The 25,784-nt window shown below is 68.7% G+C and carries 20 protein-coding genes; 9 read left to right on the top strand and 11 right to left on the bottom strand.

Features of this window, described 5'->3' with window-relative positions:
- Position 1: 1 nt before the first annotated feature.
- The gene (locus tag C1707_RS06770) at positions 2-754 is read right to left on the bottom strand and encodes a DUF1353 domain-containing protein (protein ID WP_420808237.1); all 753 of its coding nucleotides are present in this window, start codon (positions 752-754) and stop codon (positions 2-4) included.
- A gap of 187 nt (positions 755-941) precedes the next feature.
- Here C1707_RS06770 and C1707_RS06775 point away from each other — a divergent pair, with 187 nt between their 5' ends.
- On the top strand, positions 942-1,544 hold the full coding sequence (locus C1707_RS06775; protein WP_101711089.1) for a thioredoxin family protein: 603 nt from the start codon (positions 942-944) through the stop codon (positions 1,542-1,544).
- A 132-nt stretch (positions 1,545-1,676) separates the two neighbouring features.
- On the opposite strand, the gene C1707_RS06780 is transcribed toward C1707_RS06775, so the two are convergent.
- Entirely contained in the window at positions 1,677-2,168 is a 492-nt protein-coding gene (locus C1707_RS06780) for a hypothetical protein (protein WP_101711192.1), read from the bottom strand.
- 159 nt (positions 2,169-2,327) lie between these two features.
- Here C1707_RS06780 and pgi point away from each other — a divergent pair, with 159 nt between their 5' ends.
- Positions 2,328-3,947 (top strand): glucose-6-phosphate isomerase, encoded by a 1,620-nt coding sequence (pgi, locus tag C1707_RS06785; protein ID WP_101711191.1) that lies wholly within the window; start codon positions 2,328-2,330, stop codon positions 3,945-3,947.
- 129 nt (positions 3,948-4,076) lie between these two features.
- Here pgi and C1707_RS06790 read toward each other — a convergent pair whose 3' ends face one another.
- Complete coding sequence (locus tag C1707_RS06790) at positions 4,077-6,149, bottom strand: TonB-dependent receptor plug domain-containing protein (RefSeq protein ID WP_101711088.1); 2,073 nt, start codon at positions 6,147-6,149, stop codon at positions 4,077-4,079.
- Between the two features lie 179 nt (positions 6,150-6,328).
- Positions 6,329-9,376, bottom strand: a complete 3,048-nt coding sequence (locus C1707_RS06795; RefSeq protein ID WP_101711087.1) for a DUF4982 domain-containing protein — start codon at positions 9,374-9,376, stop codon at positions 6,329-6,331.
- 298 nt (positions 9,377-9,674) lie between these two features.
- On the opposite strand from C1707_RS06795, the gene hisS reads away from it, so the two are divergent.
- From hisS to hisG, 3 genes are read left to right on the top strand one after another with little or no spacing between them, the layout of a single operon-like run.
- Positions 9,675-11,162, top strand: a complete 1,488-nt coding sequence (hisS, locus tag C1707_RS06800; protein WP_101711086.1) for a histidine--tRNA ligase — start codon at positions 9,675-9,677, stop codon at positions 11,160-11,162.
- A 4-nt stretch (positions 11,163-11,166) separates the two neighbouring features.
- Complete coding sequence (locus C1707_RS06805; RefSeq protein WP_101711085.1) at positions 11,167-12,300, top strand: ATP phosphoribosyltransferase regulatory subunit; 1,134 nt, start codon at positions 11,167-11,169, stop codon at positions 12,298-12,300.
- A complete protein-coding gene (hisG, locus tag C1707_RS06810) occupies positions 12,297-13,259 on the top strand; it encodes an ATP phosphoribosyltransferase (RefSeq protein ID WP_101711084.1) in 963 nt (320 codons plus the stop codon). Before C1707_RS06805 ends, hisG begins: the two co-directional genes overlap by 4 nt.
- Positions 13,260-13,804: 545 nt before the next feature.
- Here hisG and C1707_RS06815 read toward each other — a convergent pair.
- The 7 genes from C1707_RS06815 to C1707_RS06845 all read right to left on the bottom strand — a co-directional run bounded on the left by C1707_RS06815 (position 13,805) and on the right by C1707_RS06845 (position 19,876).
- A complete protein-coding gene (locus C1707_RS06815) occupies positions 13,805-14,734 on the bottom strand; it encodes a bifunctional helix-turn-helix transcriptional regulator/GNAT family N-acetyltransferase (RefSeq protein ID WP_101711083.1) in 930 nt (309 codons plus the stop codon).
- A 62-nt stretch (positions 14,735-14,796) separates the two neighbouring features.
- Positions 14,797-15,744, bottom strand: coding sequence for a thioesterase family protein (locus C1707_RS06820; protein ID WP_101711082.1), 948 nt, complete (start codon positions 15,742-15,744; stop codon positions 14,797-14,799).
- Between the two features lie 59 nt (positions 15,745-15,803).
- Positions 15,804-15,998, bottom strand: coding sequence for a hypothetical protein (locus tag C1707_RS06825; RefSeq protein ID WP_101711190.1), 195 nt, complete (start codon positions 15,996-15,998; stop codon positions 15,804-15,806).
- Between the two features lie 50 nt (positions 15,999-16,048).
- A complete protein-coding gene (locus C1707_RS06830) occupies positions 16,049-16,534 on the bottom strand; it encodes a Fur family transcriptional regulator (RefSeq protein ID WP_101711081.1) in 486 nt (161 codons plus the stop codon).
- A 36-nt stretch (positions 16,535-16,570) separates the two neighbouring features.
- Positions 16,571-17,341 carry an acid phosphatase gene (locus C1707_RS06835; RefSeq protein WP_101711080.1) on the bottom strand — a complete coding sequence of 257 codons (771 nt, stop codon included), beginning with the start codon at positions 17,339-17,341 and terminating at the stop codon, positions 16,571-16,573.
- A gap of 60 nt (positions 17,342-17,401) precedes the next feature.
- A complete protein-coding gene (locus tag C1707_RS06840; protein ID WP_420808238.1) occupies positions 17,402-18,454 on the bottom strand; it encodes a 1,9-bis(guanidino)-5-aza-nonane synthase in 1,053 nt (350 codons plus the stop codon).
- A 162-nt stretch (positions 18,455-18,616) separates the two neighbouring features.
- Positions 18,617-19,876 carry a type III PLP-dependent enzyme gene (locus tag C1707_RS06845; RefSeq protein ID WP_101711078.1) on the bottom strand — a complete coding sequence of 420 codons (1,260 nt, stop codon included), beginning with the start codon at positions 19,874-19,876 and terminating at the stop codon, positions 18,617-18,619.
- 238 nt (positions 19,877-20,114) lie between these two features.
- Here C1707_RS06845 and phnC point away from each other — a divergent pair, with 238 nt between their 5' ends.
- The 4 genes from phnC (at position 20,115) to C1707_RS06865 (ending at position 25,566) form a co-directional block, all read left to right on the top strand.
- Positions 20,115-20,909 carry a phosphonate ABC transporter ATP-binding protein gene (phnC, locus tag C1707_RS06850; RefSeq protein ID WP_101711077.1) on the top strand — a complete coding sequence of 265 codons (795 nt, stop codon included), beginning with the start codon at positions 20,115-20,117 and terminating at the stop codon, positions 20,907-20,909.
- Complete coding sequence (phnD, locus tag C1707_RS06855; RefSeq protein WP_101711076.1) at positions 20,906-21,913, top strand: phosphate/phosphite/phosphonate ABC transporter substrate-binding protein; 1,008 nt, start codon at positions 20,906-20,908, stop codon at positions 21,911-21,913. Before phnC ends, phnD begins: the two co-directional genes overlap by 4 nt.
- A 17-nt stretch (positions 21,914-21,930) precedes the next feature.
- Entirely contained in the window at positions 21,931-22,749 is an 819-nt protein-coding gene (gene phnE, locus C1707_RS06860; protein ID WP_101711075.1) for a phosphonate ABC transporter, permease protein PhnE, read from the top strand.
- A 405-nt stretch (positions 22,750-23,154) separates the two neighbouring features.
- Positions 23,155-25,566: a TonB-dependent receptor gene (locus C1707_RS06865; RefSeq protein ID WP_101711074.1), complete on the top strand. Its 2,412-nt coding sequence runs from the start codon at positions 23,155-23,157 to the stop codon at positions 25,564-25,566.
- The last annotated feature ends 218 nt before the right edge of the window (positions 25,567-25,784 follow it).

Genomic DNA, 25,784 nt, shown 5'->3' on the forward strand with positions numbered 1-25,784 from the left:
GCTACTTCTTCTTGCCGCCCCAGGGCAGGCGTTCCTTCACCCCGTCCATCGGCGTGCGGGTGGTGGTCACCGGCGGCGGGGCGACGACGACGGGCTTGGGCAGGGGATAGGCCCGCCAGCCGGTCTGGATCAGCGCCTCGAAGCCCTGGCAGCGGGGCAGGATCCGCACCGCGCCGGTCCTGGGCCTGGCGAAGGGCGGGGGTTGGTTGACGGTCTGGCGTCGCGGATCGATGAACCGCCAGTCGCCCGGCAGGCCGTAACCCTTCTCGCCGCCGGTCTTGACCGCCTGATAGGCGATGTTGGCCTGGAAGGGTTTGACCCCGTACTTGAGCATCGCGCGCAGGAAGATTGCGTCGGCCTCGGCCCGCTTGTCCTTCTCGCCGATGGCGTAGAGCCAGTCGTGGACGATGGCGGCGCGGGCCGTCGGGCCCTGCGGGTCGATGAAGCCCTGGCCGTACCACGGCACGCTGGCGAAGTCGGTGACGTACCAGCGCGGCACGACGATCACCTTGCCGGTCTCGACGTCGCAGTAGGGGAACTCCGCCTCCAGGGTGAAGAGCTTACGGCCCTCCTTGGACTGGTTGAACAGCATCACCGGCTGCGGCGTCAGCGAGCTGGGCGGGGTGGGGGCCACCACCGGCACGAAGACCGTCGTCTCCTTGGTCGTCGTGCAGCCGGCCGCGAACAGGCCGAGCGCCAGGGCGCCCATCGCGAGGACCGGGGCGAGCGAAAGCTTGGAGCGGAGCGTCATCATCGTGCGGGGCAGGGGGAAACGGGCGAAGCGATGCCGTCTTCTGGCGGCCGAAATGCGGCGGATCAAGCGGTCAAGGTGAAGCTTGGCCTTGTGCGACAAAGAATTGCGCGGTCGGTGCGCTGTTCCACCGCAGGGTGATCCGTGAGACTGTCTCGCAAAAGCCGGCTTTGGCCCTTCGGAGGTTCCCATGATCACCCGTCGCCTGATCGTCGCCAGCGCCCCGCTGGTCGTGCTTGCCCCGACCCTGGCCATGGCCGCCCCGGCCCCGGCCTTCACCGCCAGGGACATCGACGGAAAGACCCGCTCGCTGGCCGAGTTCAAGGGCAAGACCGTCGTGCTCGAATGGGTCAACGAGGGCTGCCCCTATGTGAAGAAACACTACTCGGGCAACATGCAGGGCCTGCAGCAGGCCGCTGTCGCCGACGGCGTCGTCTGGCTCAGCGTCGCCTCCTCGGCCCCCGGCAAGCAGGGCTATTTCGCCGACGGCGCCCAGGCCAGGACCTGGATGAGCGCCAAGGGCGCCAAGCCGACCACCCTGCTGCTCGACCCCGAGGGCGTAGTGGCCACGGCCTACAAGGCCAAGACCACCCCGCACATGTACGTCATCGATCCGGCCGGCCAGCTGGTCTACCAGGGCGCCATCGACGACAAGCCGTCCAACAAGGTCGAGGACATCGCCACGGCCAAGAACTACGTCGCCGCCGCGCTCTCGGACCTCAAGGCCGGCCGCAAGGTCGCCGTGCCGGCCAGCCAGCCCTACGGCTGCGCGGTGAAGTACAAGGACGCGTGAGGGGCATCCCTTACCCGTAAAATCCCCGCGAAAGCGGGGACCCAGGCGTTTTATCGTCGAGCGTCGGGCGTTTCAGAAAAAAGCCTGGGCCCCCGCGTGCGCGGGGGTTTTACGGAAGAAAGAGCAATACCCTCAAGCCGCCGGCTGCGGCGGCGCGGTGATGACCTCGACGTTGTCGTTCAGCAGGTAGACCATGTCGCGCAGGGCCTGGTCCTGGGTCTTGACGGTCTTGGCGTCGGCCATGGCCGTCAGCTTCTCGGGCAGATCCTGGCTGATGCCGCGCAGGATGCATTTCAGGTCGTCGACCGCCCCGCGCTGCTTCAGGGTCACGTGGCCCTTCATGTCGAGCGCCGACAGCGCCTCGATCTCGGCCTTGAAGGCGGCAAACCCCGGCAGCGGCGCGGCGGCGGCGGCCGGATCCTTGGGCAGGGCCTCGCGATAGCCTTCGACGCGGGTCTTCAGGGCGCCGGCGCGTTTGACGATCTCGGCGAACAGGGGCTCGCCCGCCACCGAGGGCGGGGCCTGGCCCGGCTGCACGATTGCAGGAGCCTGGTCGACGGGCGCCGCCGAAGCGGTCGAAGCCAGCCACAGCATGGCGGAAAAGGCGACCGCGTCGCAGGACATCGCAAACTCCTCGCGAAAAACGTCATTGGTCTTCATGACGCCGAGACTGACCTTTGGTAAGCCGCCTTGCGTAAACGCCGTTTTACCACAGCGTGGCAGCCGAAAGTGGACGCCGGTTTCGGCGGCCGCCACGCGCCCAACATGCCAATGGAGTTGCCCGTGTCCGATCTCGACGCCGCCTGGATCCGCCTGGAAACCGCCGCCAAGGCCGCCGGGGAGAAGCGCATCGTCGAGTTCTTCGACACCGAGCCCCAGCGCCTGGAGACCCTGACCCTCGACGTCGCCGGCCTGCACCTGGATCTCTCCAAGCAGGCCTGGGACGAGGCCGGCCTGGAAGCGGCGCTGGATCTCGCCCACGCCGCCGACGTCGAAGGCGCCCGCGCCCGCATGCTGGGCGGCGAGCCGATCAACAGCTCCGAAGGCCGCGCCGTGCTGCACGTGGCCCTGCGCGCCAAGGCCGATGCGGACATCAAGGCCCAAGGCGTTCCGGTGATGGCCGAGGTCGAGGCCGTCCGCGGCCGGATGAAGGCGTTCTCCGAGGCCGTCCGGTCGGGCGCGATCAAGGGCGCCACCGGCAAGCCGTTCAAGTCGATCCTGCACATCGGCATTGGCGGCAGCGACCTTGGCCCGCGCCTGCTGTGGGACGCCCTGCGCCCGGTGAAGCCGCAGATCGACCTGCGCTTCGTGGCCAATGTGGACGGCGCCGAATTCCTGCTGACCACGGCGGATCTCGATCCGGAAGAGACCCTGGTCGTGGTGGTCTCCAAGACCTTCACCACCCAGGAGACCATGTCCAACGCCGCCGCCGCCCGCGCCTGGCTGGTCGAGGCCCTGGGCGAGGAGGGCGCCAACGCCCACCTGGCCGCCGTGTCGACGGCGCTGGACAAGACCTCGGCCTTCGGCGTCGCCGACGAGCGCGTGTTCGGCTTCTGGGACTGGGTCGGCGGCCGCTATTCGCTGTGGTCGGCGGTCAGCCTGTCGGTGGCCGTCGCCGCCGGCTGGGACGTGTTCCAGGGCTTCCTCGACGGCGCGGCCGAGATGGACGCCCACTTCGCCTCGGCCCCGCTGGAAAAGAACGCCCCGGTGCTGGTCGCCCTGGCCCAGATCTTCAACCGCAACGGCCTGGACCGCCGCGCCCGCTCGGTCGTTCCGTACTCGCACCGCCTGCGCCGCCTGGCCTCGTTCCTCCAGCAGCTGGAGATGGAGAGCAACGGCAAGTCGGTCGGTCCCGACGGCAAGCCGGCCGCGCGCGGCACGGCCACGGTCGTGTTCGGCGACGAGGGCACCAATGTCCAGCACGCCTACTTCCAGTGCATGCACCAGGGCACCGACATCACGCCGATGGAGCTGATCGGCCTGGCCAAGTCGGACGAGGGTCCGGCCGGCATGCACGAGAAGCTGCTGTCGAACCTGCTGGCCCAGGCCGAGGCCTTCATGGTCGGCCGCACGACGGACGACGTCGTGGCGGAACTTCAGGCCAAGGGCGTCTCCGACGCCGAGATCGCCACCCTGGCCCCGCAGCGCACCTTCGCCGGCAATCGTCCGTCCACGCTGGTGCTGCTGGATCGCCTGACGCCGCGCACCTTCGGCGCCCTGATCGCCCTCTACGAGCACAAGACCTTCGTCGAGGGCGTGATCTGGGGGATCAACAGCTTCGACCAGTGGGGCGTGGAGCTGGGCAAGGTGATGGCGAACCGCATCCTGCCGGAACTGGAAGCCGGCGCGGCAGGCGACCACGATCCTTCGACGAGCGCGCTGATCGGGCGGCTGAAGAAGTAGGAACCGCCTGACGGCGGCCCCCTCCGGCCCTTCGGGCTACCTCCCCCAGAGGGGGAGGATCTTTCGCGGCCTAGATGCTCCCCCTCTGGGGGAGCTGTCGGGGAGCGACTGAGGGGGCCGCGCAGCGGCCTAGAACGTCTTGCGCACCCGCAGGCTGACGAACGTGCGCGGATCGATGTCGCGGACTTCCTGGTAGCGCACCGGACGCGTCACGCGGTCGGCATAGACCGTGCGGGTGATGACGAAATCGTCCCAGATGTTCAGCTGGGCGCGGATGGCCAGCGTGTTGGTCGGCTTGTACTCGGCGAAGGCCTCGTAATAGGCCGCGCCGCGCCACTTGTTGGTCTGGTCGGGATCGTAGGTGCCCTGGCCCAGCAGCGGCAGCCAGTTGACGCCCCACTGCACCTGGCCGCGCATCAGGTCCTGCGAGAAGCCGATATTGGCCTGGGTCGGGCGCACTTGCGAGATCGGCCGGTCCTTGTGGTCGGTCGGATCGTCGACGTGGGTCTCGTTCCAGTCGTTCTTGAAGGTGAAGCGGCCGCCCTTCACGCCCAGCTTGTCGGTGGGCACGACGATGTTCAGCGACAGCTTGTCGAGCGTACCGTCGCCAATGTTGCCGGTCGCCGACAGGCCGCCCGGCAGGGGCAGGCGGTCGATGACGCCGATGATCTCGTCGTGGCGCCAGCCGATCGACACCACGCCCTCGCCCCAGAACCGGCGCTCGTAGGTCAGTTCCGAGATCCAGCGCTGCTCGGGCTCCAGGTCGACATTGCCGCCATAGACAGTGCCGTCGCCGAACTCGGCCGAGGCGGCGAAGTCGCCGAAGTCCAGCTGGCCCAGTTCGCGCTCGAAGCGGAAGCGCAGCTGGTGATCGGCCTTGGGCGTCCAGGTCGCCTGGAAGCGGGGCTTGGCGTAGAAAAAGCTCTTCTCCTGGTCGGCGTCGCCCGACTGGCTGATCGTCGAGGTCTCCAGGCGCACGCCGCCCTCGAGGGTCAGCTTGGGGTTCACCCGCCAGGTGGTCTTCAGGAACGCCTCGCCGCGCGTCTCCTCGACCTTGACCGAGGCCGAGGGCAGGGGAACCGCCGTGCCGCCCACCGAATAGGCCTGGGCCACGTCGAGCATGTTGTAGGCGACTTCGCCGCCGAACTCGAAGGTCAGGCCCGGCTTGCGCTCGTGGCGGATGGTGGCGCGCAGGATGGATTCCGACGAGTCGCCCTCGGCCCCGAAGCGCTCCTGCGGGCTGACGACGCCGTCGACGGCCGCGTCGCCCAGGGCCTCGCTGTCGAACTGCTCGAACTCGTGCATCACCCGGGTCTCCAGCGTCCAGCGCGGCGCCAGGGGGCGGGTGTAGGTCAGGCCCAGCTCGCCCGAGGTGCTCTCCTCGGCATAGGCGGTGCGGCGCTTGGACGTGGCCGAGGTCAGCGCCTGCCAGTCCTGCCAGTCGTTGACGCCGTAGCGGGCGGTGGCGTCGATCTTGCCGCCGGCCAGGGGGCCTGCGTAGTTGCCGCGGATCGAGCGGCCGCCGCCGTAGCCGTCGTTCACGAAGGCCTCGTCGCGCAGGATGTTCCCGGCCCCGTCGCGGCGCACCGAGCGGCCTTCGCCGTTGGAGTCGCTGCTGCTGGTGCCGTCCGACAGGGTGACGCCCCAGCTCTTGTCGCCGTCGCGGGCGGTGAACTGGTAGGAGCCGCCCCAGACGTCGCGGCCGCCGTCGAACAGCTGGCTGTTGACGGTCAGGATCGACTGGCGGGTCGCGCCCTTCTTGAGGATCACGTTGGCGACCACGCCGTAGCCCTGCATGTCGATGCCGGGCGCGCCGCCGCGGATCAGCTCGATGCGCTCGACCTGGCTGGCGGGTGTGCGCTGCAGGACGTTGGAGCCGGTCTCGGCCTTGGAGGCGGGGCGGTTGTTGTTGACCAGCACGTTGCCGACCGCGCCCTCGAAGCCGCGGGTGCCGGCGCCGTCGTTGAGCACGAAGCCGGGCAGGCGGTTGACCATGTCGAGCGCGGTGTTGGGGCGCAGGCTGGCGAAGAAGTCCGGCACGAAGATCAGCACGCCCTTCTGGGTCGCGTCGTCCAGCGGCGCCTCGCTGACCGGGCCGGTCGGAACCGGCACCTGGGCGGCCTGCGCGCTGTCTGCGGCCTGGGCCGCGCCGGCGACGAACAGGGCCATGGCCGCGGTGGCGAACAAGACGGTCTTCGACATCAACTTTCCCCTCAATCCCGGGGACGGTCTTGCCGGTCGCGAACGCCGATCTCAAATTAAACGCAGGAAATGTGGATTAAATATCCGAAATCATTACGGGAAGTTCAGGTAGAGTTTCTTTCCTCCCAACTCCCGTCATTCCCGCCACAAGGACGGGAATGACGGGAAGAGGAGGGAGATTACCGCCGCTTGTAGAGCTCCGCCTCGATGATGCTGAGCGATCCGCCGGGCTTGACCTTCTCGGCGCCGGTGTCGAAGCCGGCCTTGGCGCCGGTGACCTCGACGATCTTGCCGAAGCCGTCACGGTCGGCCGTCGCGCCGGTCAGGGCGATGCGCAGGCGCTGGCCCTTCACCGGCTTCAGCGGCAGGGTGACGTAGCCCAGGCTCTTGGGCGCTTCGCCCTCGTAGACCACCTGGCCGTCCATGGTGATGCGCAGCGGGTAGGAGCGCAGGCGCCAGCCGATCAGCTTCAGCACCACCTCGTCGGCGACCTGCGCCTTGCCCAGGTCGTACTCGATCCAGGCGTTCTCCAGCTTGCCGTCGCTGGCCCAGTGGGTGGCCTCGTCGTCGTCGACGGTGGCGCCGGCCGTATCGACGTTCGAACCGGCGAGGATCTTCACCGGCTTGAGCGTGTCGCGGCGGATCTTGAAGGCCGGGGTCGAGGGCGTCGGGCCGCGCGCCAGGCTGACGGGAAGCAGCGGGGCGTCGGCCGAGGGGGCGACGGCGTCAAGGGTCAGGGTCGCGGGCTTCAGACCCTCGGCCTTGGCGACGAGCGTGACCTTGCCCGCCGCCAGGGTCGAGCGCAGGGCCACGCGGTTGACGCCGCCCTCCACCGGCAGGGTCTTGGCCAGAATGTAGTTGTCGTCGGTGCGGTTGGAGCCGGCGTACTGGGTCACCGCGTCGACCCCGGCCGGGCCCTTGGTGACCGGTTCGCCCGAGGCCGAGACCGCTGCATCTGTCGGCTTGCCTCCGTTCTTGGAGTCGCCTTGGGCGATGCCGCCGCGCCATTCGGCCGGACCGGCCACGTCGAAGCTGACCAGATCGAGCGCCGTCGGCACGCGGCGGCCTTCGGCGTCCACCGCCTCGACGTCGACAAGGGCGATGTCGGCCGCGTCGGCGCGCCAGCCGCCGGGGCCGGTGCGCGGGGTCAGCTTCAGGGCCACGGCCGGACCGGTGGTGACCCGCGCGTCGCGCGAGACTTCCTTGCCCTTGGCGTCGCGACCGATCGCCGTCAGGGTTCCGGGCGCGTAGGGCACGCCCTTGAAGGTGAAGAGGAAGCCGTCCGACTTCACGCCCTTGCCCAGCGACTTGCCGTTCAGCGTCAGCTCGACGCTGTCGGCGCTGGACACCACCAGCACGTCCTTCACTACGCCCGGGGCGTAGTTCCAGTGGCCGACGATGTGCGAGCGCGGCTTTTCCACGTCGACCCAGCCGTCCCACATCACCTGGTGGGCGAAGAAGCCCTCCTTCTCGATGCGCATGGCGTCCACCTCGCCGCTGCGGCGGTAGTTGTTGTCGCCGCGGAAGTGGGTGTTGCTGTCGGAGAAGATGATGTTGACGCCGCCCGAGCTGACCCGGTCGCCGCCGCCGGGACGCTCGCGCCAGTAGTCGAACCAGCGCTGCACGGTCTCGGCGACCATGCTGTTCTGGTTGCGGTTGTAGCTGGGGCTGTCCTTGTGGAAGGGCGGCGTGAATTCGTCCTGGAACTTCCGCGCGGACTCGTCGCGGGAGTACTCCATCGCCCACATCGGCTTGCCGGCGCTCTTGTTGATGTAGAGCATCTCGCCGCCGTACTCGGCGACCTTGCTGTCGAGCATCTCGCGCGAGCCGATGGCCCGGCCGCCGCGCGGGTCGAACTGGTCGCGCACCGCCTTCAGCTCGGCCATGTGCGCTTCGCTGATATTCTCGTTGCCGCCCTCGTAGAAGATGATCGAGGGGTTGTTGCGGAAGGCGACGATGGCGTCGCGCATGGCCTCGACCCGCTGCTCCCAGCGACGGCCGGAGACGTCGCTTTCCGCGTCGCCGGCCGGCATGGCCTGCATCAGGCCGACGCGGTCGGCGCTTTCGACGTCCTGGCGGGCCGGGGCGATGTGCATCCAGCGCACCAGATTGCCGCCGCTTTCCACCATCAGGCCATTGGAGAAGTCGCTGATCCACGGCGGGATGTTGGTGCCCAGGGCCGGCCACTCGTTGCTGGTGCGCTGGGCGTAGCCGTGCACCTGGATGGCGCGGTCGTTGAGGAAGATCGTGCCGTTCCTGAACTCGGTCTTGCGAAAGCCCGTGCGGGTCAGGGCGCTGTCGACGACCTTGCCGTCCTCCACCAGTTCGGTGGTCACCGCATAGAGATAGCCGTAGCCCCAGCTCCAGAAGTGCAGGTCCGACAGGCGCTTGCTGGCCGAAACCGTCCTGGTCTCGCCTGGCGCGATGGTCACGCCGGGGGCGGTGAAGGTTCCGGCCGGCTTGCCGTCGACGTCCTTCAGCGTGACCCGGTAGGCGAAGGTGCGCGGCCTTGCCCCGTCGTTCCTCACCTGGCTTTCGGCGTGGACGGTGGCGGCGGCGCCCTTGATGTCGAACTGGTCGGCCCAGACGTAGACGCCGGTCGTGCCCAGGCTGGAATACAGCGGCAGGGTCTGGTGCAGGTCGCCCGTCAGGTGCAGCCGCACCGCGCGGTGCACGCCGCCGTAGTTCACATTGAAGTTGTTGTTGTTCCACTGGAAGCCGCTGCCGGTGGCGCGTTCCTTGTACTTCCAGTCGTTGTCGACCCGCACGGCGATCACGTTCACGAACGGGGCGGGCTTCAGCAGCTTGGTGGCGTCGACGCCGAAGGCCGTGGCGCCGTTCTCGTGGCCGCCGGCCCGCACGCCGTTGACGTAGACGTCGCCGGCCTGGCGCACGCCTTCGAAGTCGATGATCGCGCGGCCGCCCACCGCCGGTCCCTTGTCGGCCGGCAGCACGAAGCGCTTGCGGTACCAGGTGATCCCGGTCGAGTGCTCGTGGATGTCGCGCGAGAAGGCCTCGTCCTCGTTGAAGGCGCGGGGCAGGGTGACCGGCTTCCAGGCGGCGTCGTCGAAGGCGACGTCCGACGCGCCCTGGATGTCGCCGGTGGTCATCTTCCAGCCGTCGTTGAAGGGGGCGTCCAGCCGCTGGGCCAGGGCCTGCGTGGCCGACAGGGCCAGGAGGCTGGCGGCGCCCAGCAGCGCCATCGATCGGGTCAGCGGACGTCCCATGGACCTCTCCCTATATTGGTCAGGCCAATTTCTTGTTGGGCGGAGATGTGGCTTGACCGCCGCCGACTGTCAAGCCGCTGCGCGTTGTGGGTGGCGTCGCCGGCCCGCCTGCGCTATACGCCGCCGCGATGACCCGCACGCCGCACCACCACGGCCGCCACCACCATCCGACCTCGCCTCGCGGGATCGGCCGGGTCCGCACGCTCTAAAGCCGAGCGACCCTGCCAAGCCCCGCCTAGCGGATGGGGCTTGAGCTAAGCGCCATCCGTCGAAGCCTAGAGATCTCTAAGGACCGACGATGACCGACGCTTCCGACGACGCCAAGACCCAGGACTTTCGCCCCGAGGCCCGCAGCCCCCGCGGCTTCGCCGACAAGCGCGCCCGCGACCTGCGCGCCGAGAAGTCGATCCTCGAGGCGGTCTCGGCCGTCTACGAGCGCTACGGTTTCGAGGCGCTCGACACCGGGGCCTTCGAATACGCCGACGCCCTGGGCAAGTTCCTGCCCGACAGCGACCGTCCCAACGAGGGCGTCTTCGCCCTGCAGGACGACGACGACCAGTGGATGGCCCTGCGCTACGACCTGACCGCGCCGCTGGCCCGCTTCGCCGCCCAGAACTGGGAGACCCTGCCCAAGCCGTTCCGCCGCTACGCCTTCGGTCCGGTGTGGCGCAACGAGAAGCCGGGTCCGGGCCGCTTCCGCCAGTTCATCCAGTGCGACGCCGACACCGTCGGTTCGGCCCGCCCCGAGGCCGACGCCGAGATCATCGCCATGGCCGTCGAGGGTCTGGAGGCCGCCGGCCTGCCGCGCGGCGCCTCGGTGCTGAAGATCAACAACCGCAAGCTCCTCAACGGCCTGCTGACCGGGGCCGGCGCGACCAGCGAAGGCCAGAAGCTGGCCGTGCTGCGCGCGGTCGACAAGCTGGACCGCCTGGGCGTCGAGGGCGTGCGCCTGCTGCTGGGCGAGGGGCGCCTGGACGACAGCGGCGACTTCACCAAGGGCGCGGGCCTGGCCGGCAAGGCCATCGACTCCGTGCTCGACTTCGTCCAGGCGGGTGTCGGCGGTCGCAGCGCGACGCTGAACAACATCGCCAAGGTCGTGGCCGGTTCGGCCGAGGGCGACGAGGGCCTGGAAGAACTGGCCAAGATCGACGCGGCCCTGACCAGCCTGGGCGTCGCCGACGACCAGGCGATCATCGATCCGTCGATCGTGCGCGGCCTGGAATACTACACCGGCACGGTGTTCGAGGCCGAGCTGCTGCTCTCCACCACCGACGAGAAGGGTAACAAGGTCACCTTCGGCTCGATCGGCGGCGGTGGTCGCTACGACGACCTGGTGGCCCGCTTCACCGGCCAGCCGGTGCCGGCCACGGGCTTCTCGTTCGGCGTCTCGCGCCTGGCGGCGGCCCTGCGGGCGGCCGGCCGCGAGCCGACCTCGGCCGCGCGCGGTCCCGTCGTGATCATCAATTTCGACCAGGCGCACATGGGCGAGTACTTCGCCGTCGCCGGTCAGCTGCGCGCGGCGGGCATCCCGGCCGAGGTCTATCTCGGAACCTCGGGCATGCGCCCGCAGATGAAGTACGCCGACCGCCGCCTGTCGCCGGCCGCCATCATGCTGGGCGGCGACGAGATCGCCGCCGGCACGGTGACGATCAAGGACCTGGACCTGGGTCGTGAGCTTGCCGCCGGCGTCGCCGACAACGCCGCCTGGAAGGCCGAGCGTCCCGGCCAGCAGACCATTCCGCGCGGCGACCTGGTCGCCGCCGTCAAGAAGATCATCGGGGGCTGATCCGTTGAGGCTAGAGCGTTCCATCCCCGCGGAGGCGCTCGACGCCATCCGCGCTCCGTTCCTTCTCGCCGGCGCCGCGCCGGTCGACGCCCCGGTGCTGCAGCCGCTGGGCCTGCTGCTGGATCTTGCCGGCGAGGCCATGCGCTCGCGGCTGTTCGTCGTCTCCGGCGACGGCGGCGACGAGGCCTGCCTGCGTCCGGACTTCACCGTCGCCGTCGCCCGCCAGCACCTGACCTCGGGCGCGCGGGCCGGCCGCTACCTCTATGAAGGCAAGGCCTTCCGGGTCGCCCCGCGTAGCAGCGACCGGGCCGAGGAGTTCCTGCAGATCGGCGTCGAGGCCTTCGAGGCCGCCGATCCGGTGGCCGCCGACGCCGAGATCGCCGCCCTGGCCTGGGCCGGCGCCGCGGCCGGCGGTCGTGACGACCTGACCCTGCTGCTGGGCGACGTTGGTTTGTTCGCCGCCTTCGTCGACAGCCTGGACCTGACCCCGCCGCTGGGCGCGCGGCTGAAGCGCACCTTCTCGCGCCCGCGCCAGTTGAAGGCCGAGCTCGAGGGCGACGCCGCCCCCGTCGCCACGACCGAGCGCAGCCGCATCGCCGCCCTGCTGGCCGGCCTGCCGGAAGCCGAGGCCGCCGCGGTGCTGCAGGAGCTGTGGTCCCTGGCCGGCATCGAGCCGGTCGGCGGCCGCCGTCCCGCCGAGATCGCCCATCGCCTGGTCGAGAAGGCCGAGGTGGTGAGGGCCGGCCGCCTGTCGCAGGCAGAGGCCGACAAGGTCCGCGCCTTCCTGGCCGTCAGCGACGCGCCGGACGCCGCGCTGGACGCCATCGCGGCCCTGGCCGGTCCCAATCGCGCGCCGCTGGACGTCGCGATCGAGGGCTGGCGCAGGCGCCTGGCCGGCATGATCGCCGGCGGCGTTCCGGCCGAGCGCCTGGTGCTGAACGCCGCCTTCGGGCGGGCTTTCGGCTATTACGACGGCTACCTGTTCGAGGTGCGCAGCGCCGCCCTCGGCGAGGAACGCCCGGTCGCCGCCGGCGGCCGCTACGACGGCCTTCCCGCCCGCCTGGGCGCGGAGACCACGACCGGGGCCGTGGGCTGCATGGTGCGCCCGGCCCGCGCCTATGCCGGAGGCGGCGAATGACCGCGGAAACCCCGATGATCTTCGCCATCCCCTCCAAGGGCCGCCTGAAGGAACAGGTCGAGGCCTGGCTGGCCGAATGCGGCTTCCGCGTCGAGATGACCGGCGGCGCGCGCGGCTATTCGGCCGAACTGTCGGGCCTGCCCGGCGTCTCGGTGCGCCTCTTGTCGGCGGGCGACATCGCCGCCGGCCTCGACAGCGGCGATCTGCACCTTGGCGTAACCGGCGAAGATCTGCTGCGCGAGCGCGGCGACGACATGGACAGCCGGGTGATGCTGCTGCGCGCCCTGGGCTTTGGCCGCGCCGACCTGGTGGTGACCGCGCCCAAGAGCTGGCTGGACGTCGACACCATGGCCGACATCGACGAGGTCGGGCACCTGCACCTGGCCAAGACCGGCCGCCGCCTGCGGGTGGCCACCAAGTACGTCACCCAGACGCGGGCCTTCTTCGCCCGGCACGGCGTCGCCGACTACCGCATCGTCGAGAGCAGCGGCGCCACCGAGGGGGCTCCGGCCGCCGGCGCGGCCGAACTGGTGGTCGACATCACCACCACCGGCGCGACCCTGGCCGCCAACGGCCTGAAGGTTCTGTCCGACGGCGTCATCCTCAAGAGCCAGGCCCAGCTGACCGCCTCGCTGGTCACGCCGTGGACGGAGGGCCAGCTCGACAGCCTGGCCCGCCTGCTGTCGGTGGTCGAGGCCAAGGGGCGGGCGCGCACGCTCGCCACCCTGGTCTGGCCGGCCGAGCAGGACGCCGCCGGACAGGCCGCCGTCGCCCCGTTCGTGGAGGCCGGCGGCTCGCGCCGCGCCAACGGCGCCCTGCTGGCGACCGGCGACCTGTTCGCCGCCGCCGCCGCCCTGGCCCAGGCGGGCGTCGAGCCGGTGACGGTCTCGCGTCCCGACTACGTGTTCGAATCCCGCTCGGCCGTGCTCGAGGCCCTCAAGGGGCGGTTGAAGGGCTGATATTTGACGAGTATGTCAAAAATTACCGAACCGAACGGTGCTTAGTTTGACTAAAGCGTCCAAACTACGGGGCTGATGTCAAAAAAACGTCGAACCCCTTATGGAATCTAGATCGTTGCCGTTGACACGATCTCGGTTTTGCCGTTTTCTGACTGGGCAAGAGAGAAACGGGTCCACAGAGAACCCCCTCTCTTCGGCGTTTCGGGGAGGAAACGCCCGCCTAGATCGAATGATCGAGAAATAGCCAGACCCGCTGCGTTTATCCCCCGCAGCGGGTCTTGGTGTATCTGGGCTCTGGTTTCGATTTTCGACAAAAGAGTCAAAAATGGCGAACGGGCGTTTGAGCGCTGCCGTTTGCTTGCTGACCTCTGGTCAGTCTCATCTTGTCGGCATCCCGGGCGAAGGCCCGCATAGCGGGCCGCAGACCCGGGACCCCGGGGGGGCTGGGCGCGGCGCTTGTCAGATCCCCCGGCGGTCGTCGCCGCATCGCGACCGCCCCTGGGTCCCGGCTCTTCGCTACGCTGCGGCCGGGAAGACGCTGAAAGTCAGGCCCCCAGATCCAGCGACCAGGTCTGATCCACAAGATCCTGGTCGAACCGTCGGGCCGGCGTTTCCTCCGCCAGCTTGAAGCCGGCGCGCTGATAGAGCCGGCGGGCGTCGGCCAGCACCGACACGGTCCACAGGTCCAGCCGCCGGTAGCCCAGCGCCTTGGCGCGGGCGACGCAGGCCTCGACCAGCATCCTGCCCACCCCCATGCCGCGCGCGTCGGGCTCCACGTAGAGCAGCCGCAGCTTGGCGGCGCCGGGCGTCTCGCCTCGCACCAGAAAGATCGAGCCGATCATCCGGCCGTCGGCCTGCGCGATCCAGGCGTCGTCCCTGGCCGGATCGAAGGTCTGGTGGAAGCGGGCGGCGATCTCGGCCACCAGCGCTTCGTGGTCGGCGCCCCAGCCGTACTCCCGCGCATAGATCACGCCCTGCCGCGCGGCGACCATGCCCAGGTCGCCCGGCTCCAGTCCGCGCAAGCTGGCCGAGGGCGGGGCGTCGCCGTCGAACACCGTGTTGATCGTGCGCGCCGCTTCCAGCAGCCGGGCGCGGCGCAGCGGATGCAGGTCGTCGATCAGCTGGCCGACGCTGGCCTTTGTGTTGGCCTCCAGGGTCGCGAACGCCGCCCGGCCCTCGTCGGTCAGCGACAGCAGCAGGTGGCGGCCGTGGGCCGGGCTCTCGCGCGCGGTGACCAGCCCGCGCTCGGTGAAGCGCTTGAGGGTGCGGCTGACCTGGGCCGGATCCAGGCCAAGGGCGCGGACGATCTCGGCCGCCACCGGATCGGTCCGCGTGGCCAGCTCGTACAGCACGCGCGCCTCGCTCAGCGTGAACGGGCTGCCGTCATAGCTTGCGTCCAGCAGGCCTAGCCGGCGGGTATAGGTGCGGTTGAAGGCCCGCAGGGCGGCGACGTCCTGGTCGTGCTGCGTGGTCATGGCGACTCCGATGTTGACGGAGTCAATATGTTAGAGTGTTGATCGAGTCAACAATGGCCGTGCTACAGCCCCAGACCCCCGACAGCTTGCTCCGCCAGCTTCGCCGACGCCGCCGGGCTGATGGCTACGGCCTTGCGGGCGTCGAGGTCGAAGGTGATGGCGCTGACGGTCGAGGTTCCCCACGCCTGCCCGGTGTCGGGGTTCAGCAGCCAGTGGACGCAGCGCAGCACCCGCCCTTCGGCGCCGATCAGGCCCGAGCGCACCTCCAGGCGATCGCCCAGGCGCGGCCAGGCCAGATAGACGATCCGGTACTCCAGCACGGCGCCGCCGACGCGGCCGGGCGCGGTCTCGGCCGCCCCGGCGACGATGTCGCGCAAGGGGGCGATGAAGGCCCCGATGCCGTCGGAGACCCGGCCGATGAACTGCTCAGCCCGCATCCGTCCGAAGGCGTCGCACTCGCCGGTCGACAGCGCGCCCAGGCTGATGCGAGCCAGGCCAAGCTCGTCGGCGCGGGCCAGCGAGGCCTGCGGATCGACGGGTGACAGGTCGACGCTGCGGGCCTGGGCGCGCTCGGGAACCTCGACCTGCAGCGCCTTGGCCCGTTCACGGACGATCGTCGGCCAGGGGAAGGCCTCGCCCTCGCGCGGCGTGACGTGGGCCACCGTGGTCTGGAAGGTCGCCGCCAGTTCGCCGGTGGCCGAATGGACCAGCAGCTGCAGAAGCTTCGCCTCGCTGTCGCCGATCTCGATCACCCCGCCCAGCATGTGCAGCGGCGCGCCGGCGTGGGCTTCCTTGAGGAAGCGGATGTGATGCTCGCGGACCACCAGGGTGGCGTTGGCGTGCGGGGCGAAGGCCTGGGGCAGGCCCATCTCGGCCGCCAGACCCACCAGCCCCTCCATCGCCCGGACGACATAGAAGCGCACGTTCATGTGCCCCATCTCGTCGCAGTCCCAGGTGTTGACGCCTCCCCGCCAGATCTCGACGCCGGGGAGCGGCTGCGCGGTCGTCATGGCGTCTCTCAAGCGGCTGGAACGGTCGTTCGAGACTAGCGAGGTTCCGGCGCGCTTGGCTAGCGCTTGCCTGCGGCCGGATCCTTCTTGAACGTGTCGCCGACCTCGGCGGCGTCCGGGCCGTCGGGACCGGCTCGCTTGCGCGACTCCTCGCCGGTCCTGGCGATCTTGTCCTCGCCGCCCAGGGCGGTGAAGTCGCCGAGCGGCTCGGCCTCGTTTTCCTTGCGGCCGTCGGAGTTGGGCTGCTGGGTCATGATGGTCTCCTTCAGCAAGGAGAACCGAAGGCCGCCGGCAGGGGTTCCGGTCAGTCGCCCTTGCAGTCGGCGCACTTGCCGTGCGCCTCGATGGTCACGCCGGTCAGGGCGTAGCCGGCCGCCTGGCCCGCGGCGATGATGTCGGCGGTGGCTTCCGGCTCGAACTCGCGGGTCGCGCCGCAGCAGTCGCAGATCAGGAACGCCGCGGCGTGGCCGTCGGCCTCGCGCCGGCAGGCGACATAGGCGTTGAGGCTCTCGATGCGGTGGGCGAAGCCCTGCTTCTCCAGGAACTCCAGCGCGCGATAGACGGTCGGCGGCTTGGCCGGCGGGCCGTCGACGGCGAAGGTCGAGATCAGGTCGTAGGCCTTCACCGGCTGGCCGGCTTCGAGCAGCAGCTCCAGCACGCGGCGGCGCGGAGCGGTCAGGCGCTGTTCGGCCGCGGCGCAGCGGGCCTCGGCCGCCGTCAGTTCGGCGGCGAGCGCGTCGCCGGCGACGCCGTGATGGTGATGGTCGTGATCGCACGCGCTGTGGGCCATGGGCCACAGGTAGAGGGCCGAACCGTCCGGCGCAAGCTACAGCAGCGGGCGGGCCACCAGCGCGGCCTCGGCCTCGCAGCGGGCCCTGTCCGGAGCGGGCGCGGTCTGGCGCACGGCGGTCATCTCGGCCCGCACCGCTGCCAGGTCGGCCTTGAAGGCGCGCGAGCGGCGCAGGGCCTTGTGCAGGTTGCGGGCGTTGCGCCGCCCCGCCTCGACCGAGCTCATGTTGTGTACGCCGCAGACCACCCGGCTCTCGCCGAAGCCCTGGGCCCGCGCCAGGATCGCCGGCGCGCGATCGGGGGCGGCCTCGGCCAGCAGCAGGCCGACGCTCCAGCCCCAGGTCGAGTGGCCGGACGGATAGTCGGGCGAGACGGCCAGGCCTAGCGTCCTTGGCAGGCAGATCGGCCCGTCCTCCGACAGGTAGGGGCGGGGCCGCAGGTGCTTCCACTTGGGGCCGGCGACGGCGGCGCGCACGTCGCCGCGCATCTTCTCCATCATCGCCGCCAGCCTGGGATTGGTCTGAGGCGTGACGCTGGCGCCCAGGGCGCAGGCGTAGCCGTCGAGGATGCGGCTCTTGTCGGCGTCCGCCTGGGCCAGCGACCAGCGCGGGCTGTCCTTCAGCGGGCGGGTGGCGCGGAAGATCTCGCGGTCGCGGCGCTCGGCGCCCGTGCCCTGGGCCGGCGGCGGCGGCAGGTGGTCGCGGGCGTCGAAGGCGCGCGGGTGCAGGTAGCGGTCGTCGTCGTCGCCGGGCAGGGCGGCGCAGCTCGCCAGGGCGAGCGCGGCGGCGACGACGGTGGGAAGGCGCATGAAAAAGGTCCCGGGAAGTGCTTCCCGGGACCCTGCAATCTCAGCCTTGGCCGATCAAGCTTACTTGCCGAACAGCTTGTTCCAGCGCGGCTTCTCGCGGCCTTCCCAGGCCTTGCGGTGGTAGGCGTCCGAGGCGATCAGCGGAACGACCGTGGTGGCTTCGGCGAAGACCATCTGTTCGTAGGTGGTCGAGACCTTGCCCCACGAGGCGGCTTCCTTCAGCGTCGAGGAGCTGCAGGCGCCGTCGCGCACGTCGGCCACCGTGATCTGGATGGCGTACTTGTGCATGTCGGCTTCGACGCCGAGGATCTCGGCGCAGACGACGGTGTCCTGGGCGAAGTTCTTCGGCACGCCGCCGCCGACCATGAACAGGCCGGTGGTGCCGGCCGCGATCTTGACGTCGGTCAGTTCACGGAAGTCGGCCACGGCGTCGATCATCAGGTAGGGCGCCTTCTCGGCGATCTTTTCCTTCTGGTGCTTGACCAGGCCGAAGCCCGCCGAGCTGTCGACGAAGGCCGGGCAGAAGATCGGCACGCCTTCTTCGTAGGCGGTCTGGATCAGGCTGCCTTCCTTCTTGGCGTTGCCTTCCGACAGCCACTTGCCCATCTCCCAGATGAACTCGCGCGAGGAATAGCCGCGCGGCTCCAGGCGATTGCAGATCTCGAGGATCGTGTGGTCGCAGGCCTGCAGTTCTTCTTCGTCGATGTAGGTGTCGTAGATGCGGTCGATGTAGTTGTCGCGCAGGACGTTGTCGTCGACCGGGCCGGCGGCCTGGTAGTGCTTGAAGCCGAGGGCCTCGAAGAAGTCCATGTCGACGATCGAGGCGCCGGTGGCGACCACGGCGTCGATCATGCCGTTCTTCACCATGTCGCGGTAGACGTGCATGCAGCCGCCGGCCGAGGTCGAGCCGGCTAGAATCAGCCAGGTCGAGCAGCCCTTGTCGGCCAGGGCCATGTTGAAGATGTCGGCCGCGCGGGCGGTGTCGCGCGAGCTGAACGACATCTTGCGCATCGAGTCGATGATCGGGCGGGCGTCGTACGACTTGATGTCGACGTGCTCGACCACGTTCTGGAGCAGCTCGGCCTTCTGGTTGTTCGGAACGGGAGCGTTCATCGCTTCGGTTTCCCTGACTTTGGACGCCCGTCGTTGAAACAAGCTCTTCGCCGGGACGGAGCGACCGGCGGGAGCGGAAAATGCGGCTACGCCCGACGTCTGTAACGTCGGGCGCGGCGCGCGGTTTAACTCAGAACTGACTTAGTGGCGAACCACGTCGGTTTAGCGACGGCGCTTGCGCTTGCCGGCCGCGCCCTTCGGACGCGAGAAGCGCACGACCTTGCGTTCCTCGGCCTCGGTGCGGACCACCGGGATCGAGCGCTTGGCCAGGCCGTACATCGAGGCCATCGGCGCGTCCTGCACCTCGACGGTGTCGGTTTCGCCGAAGCCGTTGAAGCGGGTCGACATCGCCACGCCGTAGGCGCCCAGCATGCCGATCTCGATGTAGTCGCCTTCGTCCACGCTTTCCGGCAGCCAGAACGGCCCCGGCATGTGGTCGACGCTGTCGCAGGTCGGGCCGTAGAAGCGGAAGGGCTTGAGGCCCTCTTCCACGACTTCCCCGTTCTTGCGGTACAGCTTCACCGGGAAGGGCCACTTCATGTGCGCGGCATCGAACAGCGAGCCGTACGACCCGTCGTTCAGATACAGCGCGTCGCCCTTCTTCAGCTCGACCTTGACCAGCAGCGACGAGGCCTCGGCGCATAGGGCGCGGCCCGGCTCGCACCACAGCTGCGTGGTCTCGTGGACCATCATCTCGGCGAAGCCGCGGTCGATGGCCGCCAGGTATTCCGACAGATCCGGCGGGACCATGCCCGGATAGATCGACGGGAAGCCGCCGCCCACGTCGACCACGTCGGCCAGCACGCCGGCGCGAACCAGCGCCCGCGAGGCCTGGGCCATCGCGGCCTGGTAGGCGGTCGGGCGCATGCACTGGCTGCCGACGTGGAAGGAAACGCCCATCAGGTCCTGCGTCGCGCGGCGGGCCGCCAGCAGCAGGGACGGAGCGTTGTGCAGGTCGACGCCGAACTTGCCCGACAGCGAGTAGGCCGCGCCTTCGGCCTGCACGCCCATGCGGACGATCAGGTTGAGGTCCTTGGCCTGGCCGGTGCTGTCGATGATCTTGGCCAGCTCCTCGTGCGTATCGAACGAGAAGGTGCGCACGCCGTGGTCGAAATAGGCGGCCGAGATGGCGCGCCGGCTCTTGACCGGGTGCATGAAGGCCATGCGCGAGCCAGGAGCGTGCTCGGCCACGAGCTCGATCTCGGCCACGGACGCGACGTCGAACGATCGCACGCCGGCGTCGGCCAGCTCGCGGATCACCCACGGGGAAGGGTTCGCCTTCACCGCGTAGAAAACGTCGCCTTTGAATTCAGACTGGAACCAGCGCGCCGCTACCGACACCGCGTCCGGTCGCACGAGTGCGACAGGACGTTCCGGTGACCGCTCACGGACCAGGTCCAGGGGCGTGTGGTACGTGGACAATGCACGTAACCCCCTGTTGGAAGTTAAACCCAGGCCGGCGTTAGCAGCGCTTTAGAGGACTTCGGGTCCGCCGGAGCCGTGCGAAATAGGGGCGATTGGGGGGGATGTAAAGACCCTTTTGAATGCGAGGAGCGAGACGAATTGATCCACCGGTTGTCACAAATCCGTTGCGCGTGCGCCGCAAAGCAGGGAACGGATTTGCCCGCGCCGGAAACCACGTTAAGGATTCGTCCCGACCATGACGTCGGACCCAGTTCTCTCGATCCGCGCCGTATCCAAGACCTTCGGGTCGCGGAAGGCCCTGAACGCCGTTTCGCTCGACGTGGCGCGGGGCGAGATGATCGCGCTCATCGGTCCCTCGGGATCGGGCAAGTCGACTCTGCTGCGCTCGATCGACGGCCTGCAGACCATCGATGAGGGAGAAGGCGCGATCAGCGCCTTCGGCGGTCCCGTCCAGGCCAAGGGTCGCGTCTCCGACCAGGTGCGCAAGGCGCGCATCCGCATCGGCTTCATCGCCCAGCAGTTCAATCTCGTCGGCCGTCTGTCGCTGTTCAGCAACGTGGCGCTGGGCTCGCTGGGGCGCATCCCGCTGGTGCGCGGCCTGCTGGGCGCCTGGCCCAGGGAGACCCGCGAGGCGGCGATGGCCGCCCTGCATCGCGTGGGCATCTCCGACTACGCCGGCCAGCGCGCCAACACCCTGTCGGGCGGCCAGCAGCAGCGCGGCGCCATCGCGCGGGCCCTGGTGCAGAAGGCCAAGATCATCCTCGCCGACGAACCGGTCGCCTCGCTCGACCCCGTTTCGGCCCGCAAGGTCATGGAGATCCTCCGCGACCTGAACGCCAGCGACGGCCTGACGGTCATCGTCACCCTGCACCAGGTGGACTACGCCCTGCGCTACTGCGACCGGGTGGTGGCCCTGAAGGCCGGAAACAAGGTCTATGACGGTCCGGCCGACGCGCTGGACCGCGACAAGCTCATCGAAATCTACGGCCCGGAATTCGAGGAAGTGTTCTGGGAAGGAGCCCCGCAATGATCCGCCGCAGCCTGATCGCCGGCCTGATGCTCTCCGGCCTGGCCCTCGCCGCCTGCTCGGGCCCGTCCGAGGCGCCCGCCTCGAAGGACACGGTCAGCTTCTCGATCCTGTCGACCGAGTCCGCCCAGAACATGGAGAGCTACTGGAAGCCCATCCTGGAGGACATGGAGAAGCAGACCGGCCTCAAGGTGAAGCCGTTCTTCTCGTCCAACTACTCGTCGCTGATCGTGGCCATGGGCGCCAAGCAGACCGACCTTGGCTGGTTCTCCAACCAGTCGGGCCTGGAGGCTGTGCGCCGCTCGAACGGCGAGGTCTTCGCCCGCACCTTCGATCCCTCGGGCGTCGACGGCTACAAGTCGGTAATCATCGTGCCGAAGGACAGCAAGCTGACCCTCGAGCAGCTGCTCAAGTGCGACAAGTCGCTGAACTTCGGCATCGGCGACAAGAAGTCGACCTCGGGCACCCTGGCGCCGATGACCTACGTGTTCATCCCGGCCGGCAAGAAGCCCGAGACCTGTTTCAAGACCGTGCTGACCGGCAACCACCAGGCCAACCTGTTCGCCGTGGCCAACGGCAAGCTGGACGCGGCCACCAACAACTCCACCAGCCTGCGCCTCAACGCCGAGCGCAAGGACGGCCAGGCCGACAGGGTCAAGGTGATCTGGGAGTCGCCGACCCTCCCCGAGGACCCGATCATCTGGCGCAAGGATCTCGACCCGGTCGTGAAGGAGAAGCTGCGCCAGTTCTTCCTGACCTACGCCCAGGGCGATACGCCGGAAGCCAAGCGGCAGCGCGCCAATCTCGAGCGCCTGTCGATCGGCGGCTTCAAGCCGGCCGACGACAGCCATCTGCTGACCGTGCGCGAGATGGAGGCCCTGGAAACCTTCGGCCTGGCCAAGGAAGGCGGGGACGCGGCCAAGATCGCCGACGCCCAGAAGAAGCTGGACGGCATCCGCGCCGAACGCCTGGCCGCCGAGGCCAAGGCCGGCCTGCCGGCCAACTGAGCCCGGCGCCCCGCACGATGAGCGACGCCCCGATCCCGGCCCCGCCGAAGCGCTCGGCTTCGGCCATCGGCTTCGACCTGCTGCTGTGGGGCGGCGTCGCCGTCCTGCTGCTGATCAGCTTCAAGCCGGCCGAGATCGACAAGTTCCCCGAGCTGTTCGGCGGCTCCGAGCGGATGCGCGAATTCGCGCGCGGCTTCTTCTCGGCCTTCACCGATCTGGACGCCTTCCTGGCGATGGACTGGTCGCTGTTCGTCGCCAAGATGTGGGAGACGATCCAGATGGCGCTGTGGGGCACGGCGCTGGCCGTGCTTGTCGCCGTGCCGCTGGGCGTGCTGGGCGCGCGCAACATCACCCCCTGGTGGATCCAGCAGCCGGTGCGCCGCCTGCTCGACCTGATCCGCTCGATCCCCGACCTGGTGGTGGCGCTGATCTTCATCACCGCCGTGGGCCTTGGCCCGTTCGCCGGCGTCATGGCCATCATGTTCAACACCGGCGGCGTACTGGCCAAGCTGTTCGCCGAGGCCGTGGAGTCGATCGACAAGGGCCCCGTCGAGGGCGTGCGCGCCACCGGCGCTGTGAAGCTGCAGGAGATCATCTGGGGCGTGATCCCGCAGGTGGCCCCGCTGTGGACCAGCTACGCCCTCTATCGCTTCGAAAGCAGCGCCCGGGCCGCCACGGTGCTGGGCCTGATCGGGGCCGGCGGCATCGGCCAGATCCTCATCGACTCGATCAACGCCTTCCAGTTCGACCAGACCGGCTGCATCGTGCTGGTCATCGTGGTGGCGGTGTCGATGATCGACCTGCTGTCGCAGGCGATCCGTTCGCGGCTGCTGTAGGCGCCGGTCCTTTGAAATTCACGGCGACGGTTTTGCGTCACGGTTGGCCGCCGGACGACCGGCGATGTCTGTTGCGATGCGCGGCTGTTCTGGCCTCATGCTGCGTGCAAGATCAGCAACAGATATCCGTCCAAACGTCGCAGTATACCTTCGGGCGTTCCTGCGCTTCTAAGTTGGGTGCGCCGCCCTGACGGCTTCAACGAGATCAACGAGCTAAACCAATAGTTTCAATTGTGATCTACGTCGTCAAAAACGAACGTTGTTATCTACAATTTATGCACAGGCGCGGTGCGCTGTATCAGTCGTGGCGCAAATTTATCACGTCTTGAAACATACATATTGGTGTCGCCGAAGCGTCATCGCTGGCGTTTTATCCCCCGCCCCACCAAAAAGGGGTACACATTCATGCGTAAGTATTTCGAAGGCGCGGCCATCGCCGCCCTCATGCTCGCCACGGCGCAAGTTGCGTACGCCGCCGACGCCGCGCCCGCCGATGACTCCACCGCGCTCGACAACGTCGTCGTCACCGCCACCAAGCGCGAGACCAATCTGCAATCGACGCCGATCGCCATCTCGGTGCTGAGCGCGACGGCCATGGCCGACCGCCATGCCGAAAGCCTGCTCAGCCTGCAGGACGGCGCCATTCCGTCGCTGCGCGTCGCCACCTTCGAAGCCCGCCAGTCGGCCCTGACCATCGGCATCCGCGGCATCGTGCCGTTCGACGCCAACCAGACCGCCCGCGATCAGGGCGTCGGCGTCTACATCGACGGCGTCTATCTGGGCCGCCAGCAGGGCCTGAACGCCGCCCTGCTCGACCTGGAGCGCATCGAGGTCCTGCGCGGCCCGCAAGGCACCCTGTTCGGCCGCAACACCGAAGGCGGCGCCCTGAGCATCGTCACCAAGGCCCCGACCGGCGAGTTCGGCGGCCGCGTCGTCGCCGGCTTCGGCAACTACGGCTCCTACACCGGCGAACTGCACCAGGACTTCCAGGAGTTCGCCAACCTGTCGGTGAAGGTCGACGCCCTGCTTCAACACCAGGACCCGACCACCAAGAACCCGCTGGAAGGCCAGGCCGGCTGGAACCAGTACGACCGCAAGGGCGGCCGCATCAGCGCCCTGTACCAGCCGACCGACAAGTTCAGCGCCCTGGTCGCCTTCGACTACGCCAAGGACGAGAACACCCCGTTCTTCAGCCAGCTGGTCAGCTACAACCCCTACGGCAAGCGCGTGCGCACCCAGGCCGAAATGCTGGCCGTCGCCAGCGCCCCGGCCGGCACGATCAACCCGCTCTCGCCGCTGGTTAAGGTCCACACGGGCCGCCAGTCGGTTTCGGACATCGGCACGATCCAGCAGCCCAGCGTCGACGAGACCGGCGGCCTGATGGCGAACCTGAAGTACCGCTTCGCGCCGAACCTGGAGCTGCGCTCGATCACCGCCGCGCGCGCCGTCGCCACCAACCAGTGGGACAACTCGGGCATCGAGTCGCGCAACGTCTTCGCGCCGAACGCCAATTTCGGCCGCTACAGCCTGTCGGACCTGTATCAGCGCCAGTTCAGCCAGGAGTTCCAGCTGGTCGGCGACTTCGGTGACAACTTCACCTACGTCGGCGGTCTCTACTACTTCAAGGAACACGTGAAGGAATCGGCCGCCACGCCGTTCACCAACCAGTGGAACGCCGACGGCACCGCCTACACGATCCGTTCGGCCTACGGCACCTCGAAGGCCGCGGCCGGCACCGCCGGCTGGCAGCGTGGCACGCGCTTCATCACCCGCGCCTCGGAAGCCGACGCCGAAAGCTACGCGGTCTATGGTCAGGGCACCTACACCCCGCCGTCGATGGACGCCCTGCACCTGACGCTCGGCGGCCGCTACACCAAGGACTCGCGTGAAGGCACGCTCTACGTCGTCAACGGCAAGGCCACGAACTTCGTGTTCGACTACGACAAGGGCCGCTTCGACCCGATGATCAACGTGGCCTACGACGCCGCCGAGAACATCAACCTCTACGCCAAGTTCTCGACCGGCTACCGCGCCGGCGGCGCCAACGCCCGCTCGCAGAACTTCCAGGCCTTCGACCCGGAAAAGGTGAAGTCCTACGAAGTCGGGGCCAAGATGGACCTGCTGGAGAACCGCCTGCGCGTGAACCTGGCGGCCTACGCCATGGATCGCACCGGCACCCAGATCGACTTCGACAGCGTCGACACCACCCCCGGCAGCCCGACCCAGGGCGCGCACACCGAGGAAACCCGCAATGCGCCGGGCACCTCGAAGATCCGCGGCTTCGAGGCCGACATCACGGCCAAGGTCACCGACGACATCGTGGTGGGCTTCTCCTACGCCTACACCGACGTGAAGGTCCCGGCCGCGCCGTTCCCCTTCACCGGCAACGCCGACGTCCCGCAGGGCACGCCGTTCCCGGTCAACGTGGTCTACACGCCGCCGAACGCCGCCTCGGCCTATATCGACTACAAGAAGCCGGTAGGCTCGATGACGTTCAAGGCTCACCTGGACGCCAACTACGCCGACGCCCAGTACTCGTTCCAGACCGAGTTCGCCGACGTCTCGCCGACCGGCAAGCTGGTCCAGAACGTGGCCGTGAAGGGCGACAGCAGCTTCATCGTCAACGGCAACCTGACCCTGGCCGACATCAGCATGGCCGACGGCGCCGCCTCGGCGAGCCTGTCGCTGTGGTCGCGTAACCTGCTGAACGAAGAGCACATCTACCGCATCTCGGCCGCCAACCGCGGCACGATCGGCGACTACGCCAACTTCAACCCGCCCCGGACCTACGGTCTGGAACTGCGCGTGAAGTACTAGGCCCGGATCTTCCGGCCCCGGGTCTTCCGGAGCCGGAGCAAGGGTTCGAAAACGGCGAGGGGCGGTCCAGCGACGGGCCGCCCCTTCGTCTTTGTCGGCTTCGGATTTTCACGCCGCGACGCGCCGGCTTCGTCTGTGAACAGATTTTCTTCCGCGTCGTCGCTGGCCGCTTCGTTGCCCGGACAACACAGTTCAGCGAACCGAAAACAGTTGTCGTC

The sequence above is a fragment of the Caulobacter flavus genome, from assembly GCF_003722335.1.
In the GTDB taxonomy this organism is placed as follows: Bacteria; Pseudomonadota; Alphaproteobacteria; order Caulobacterales; family Caulobacteraceae; genus Caulobacter; species Caulobacter flavus.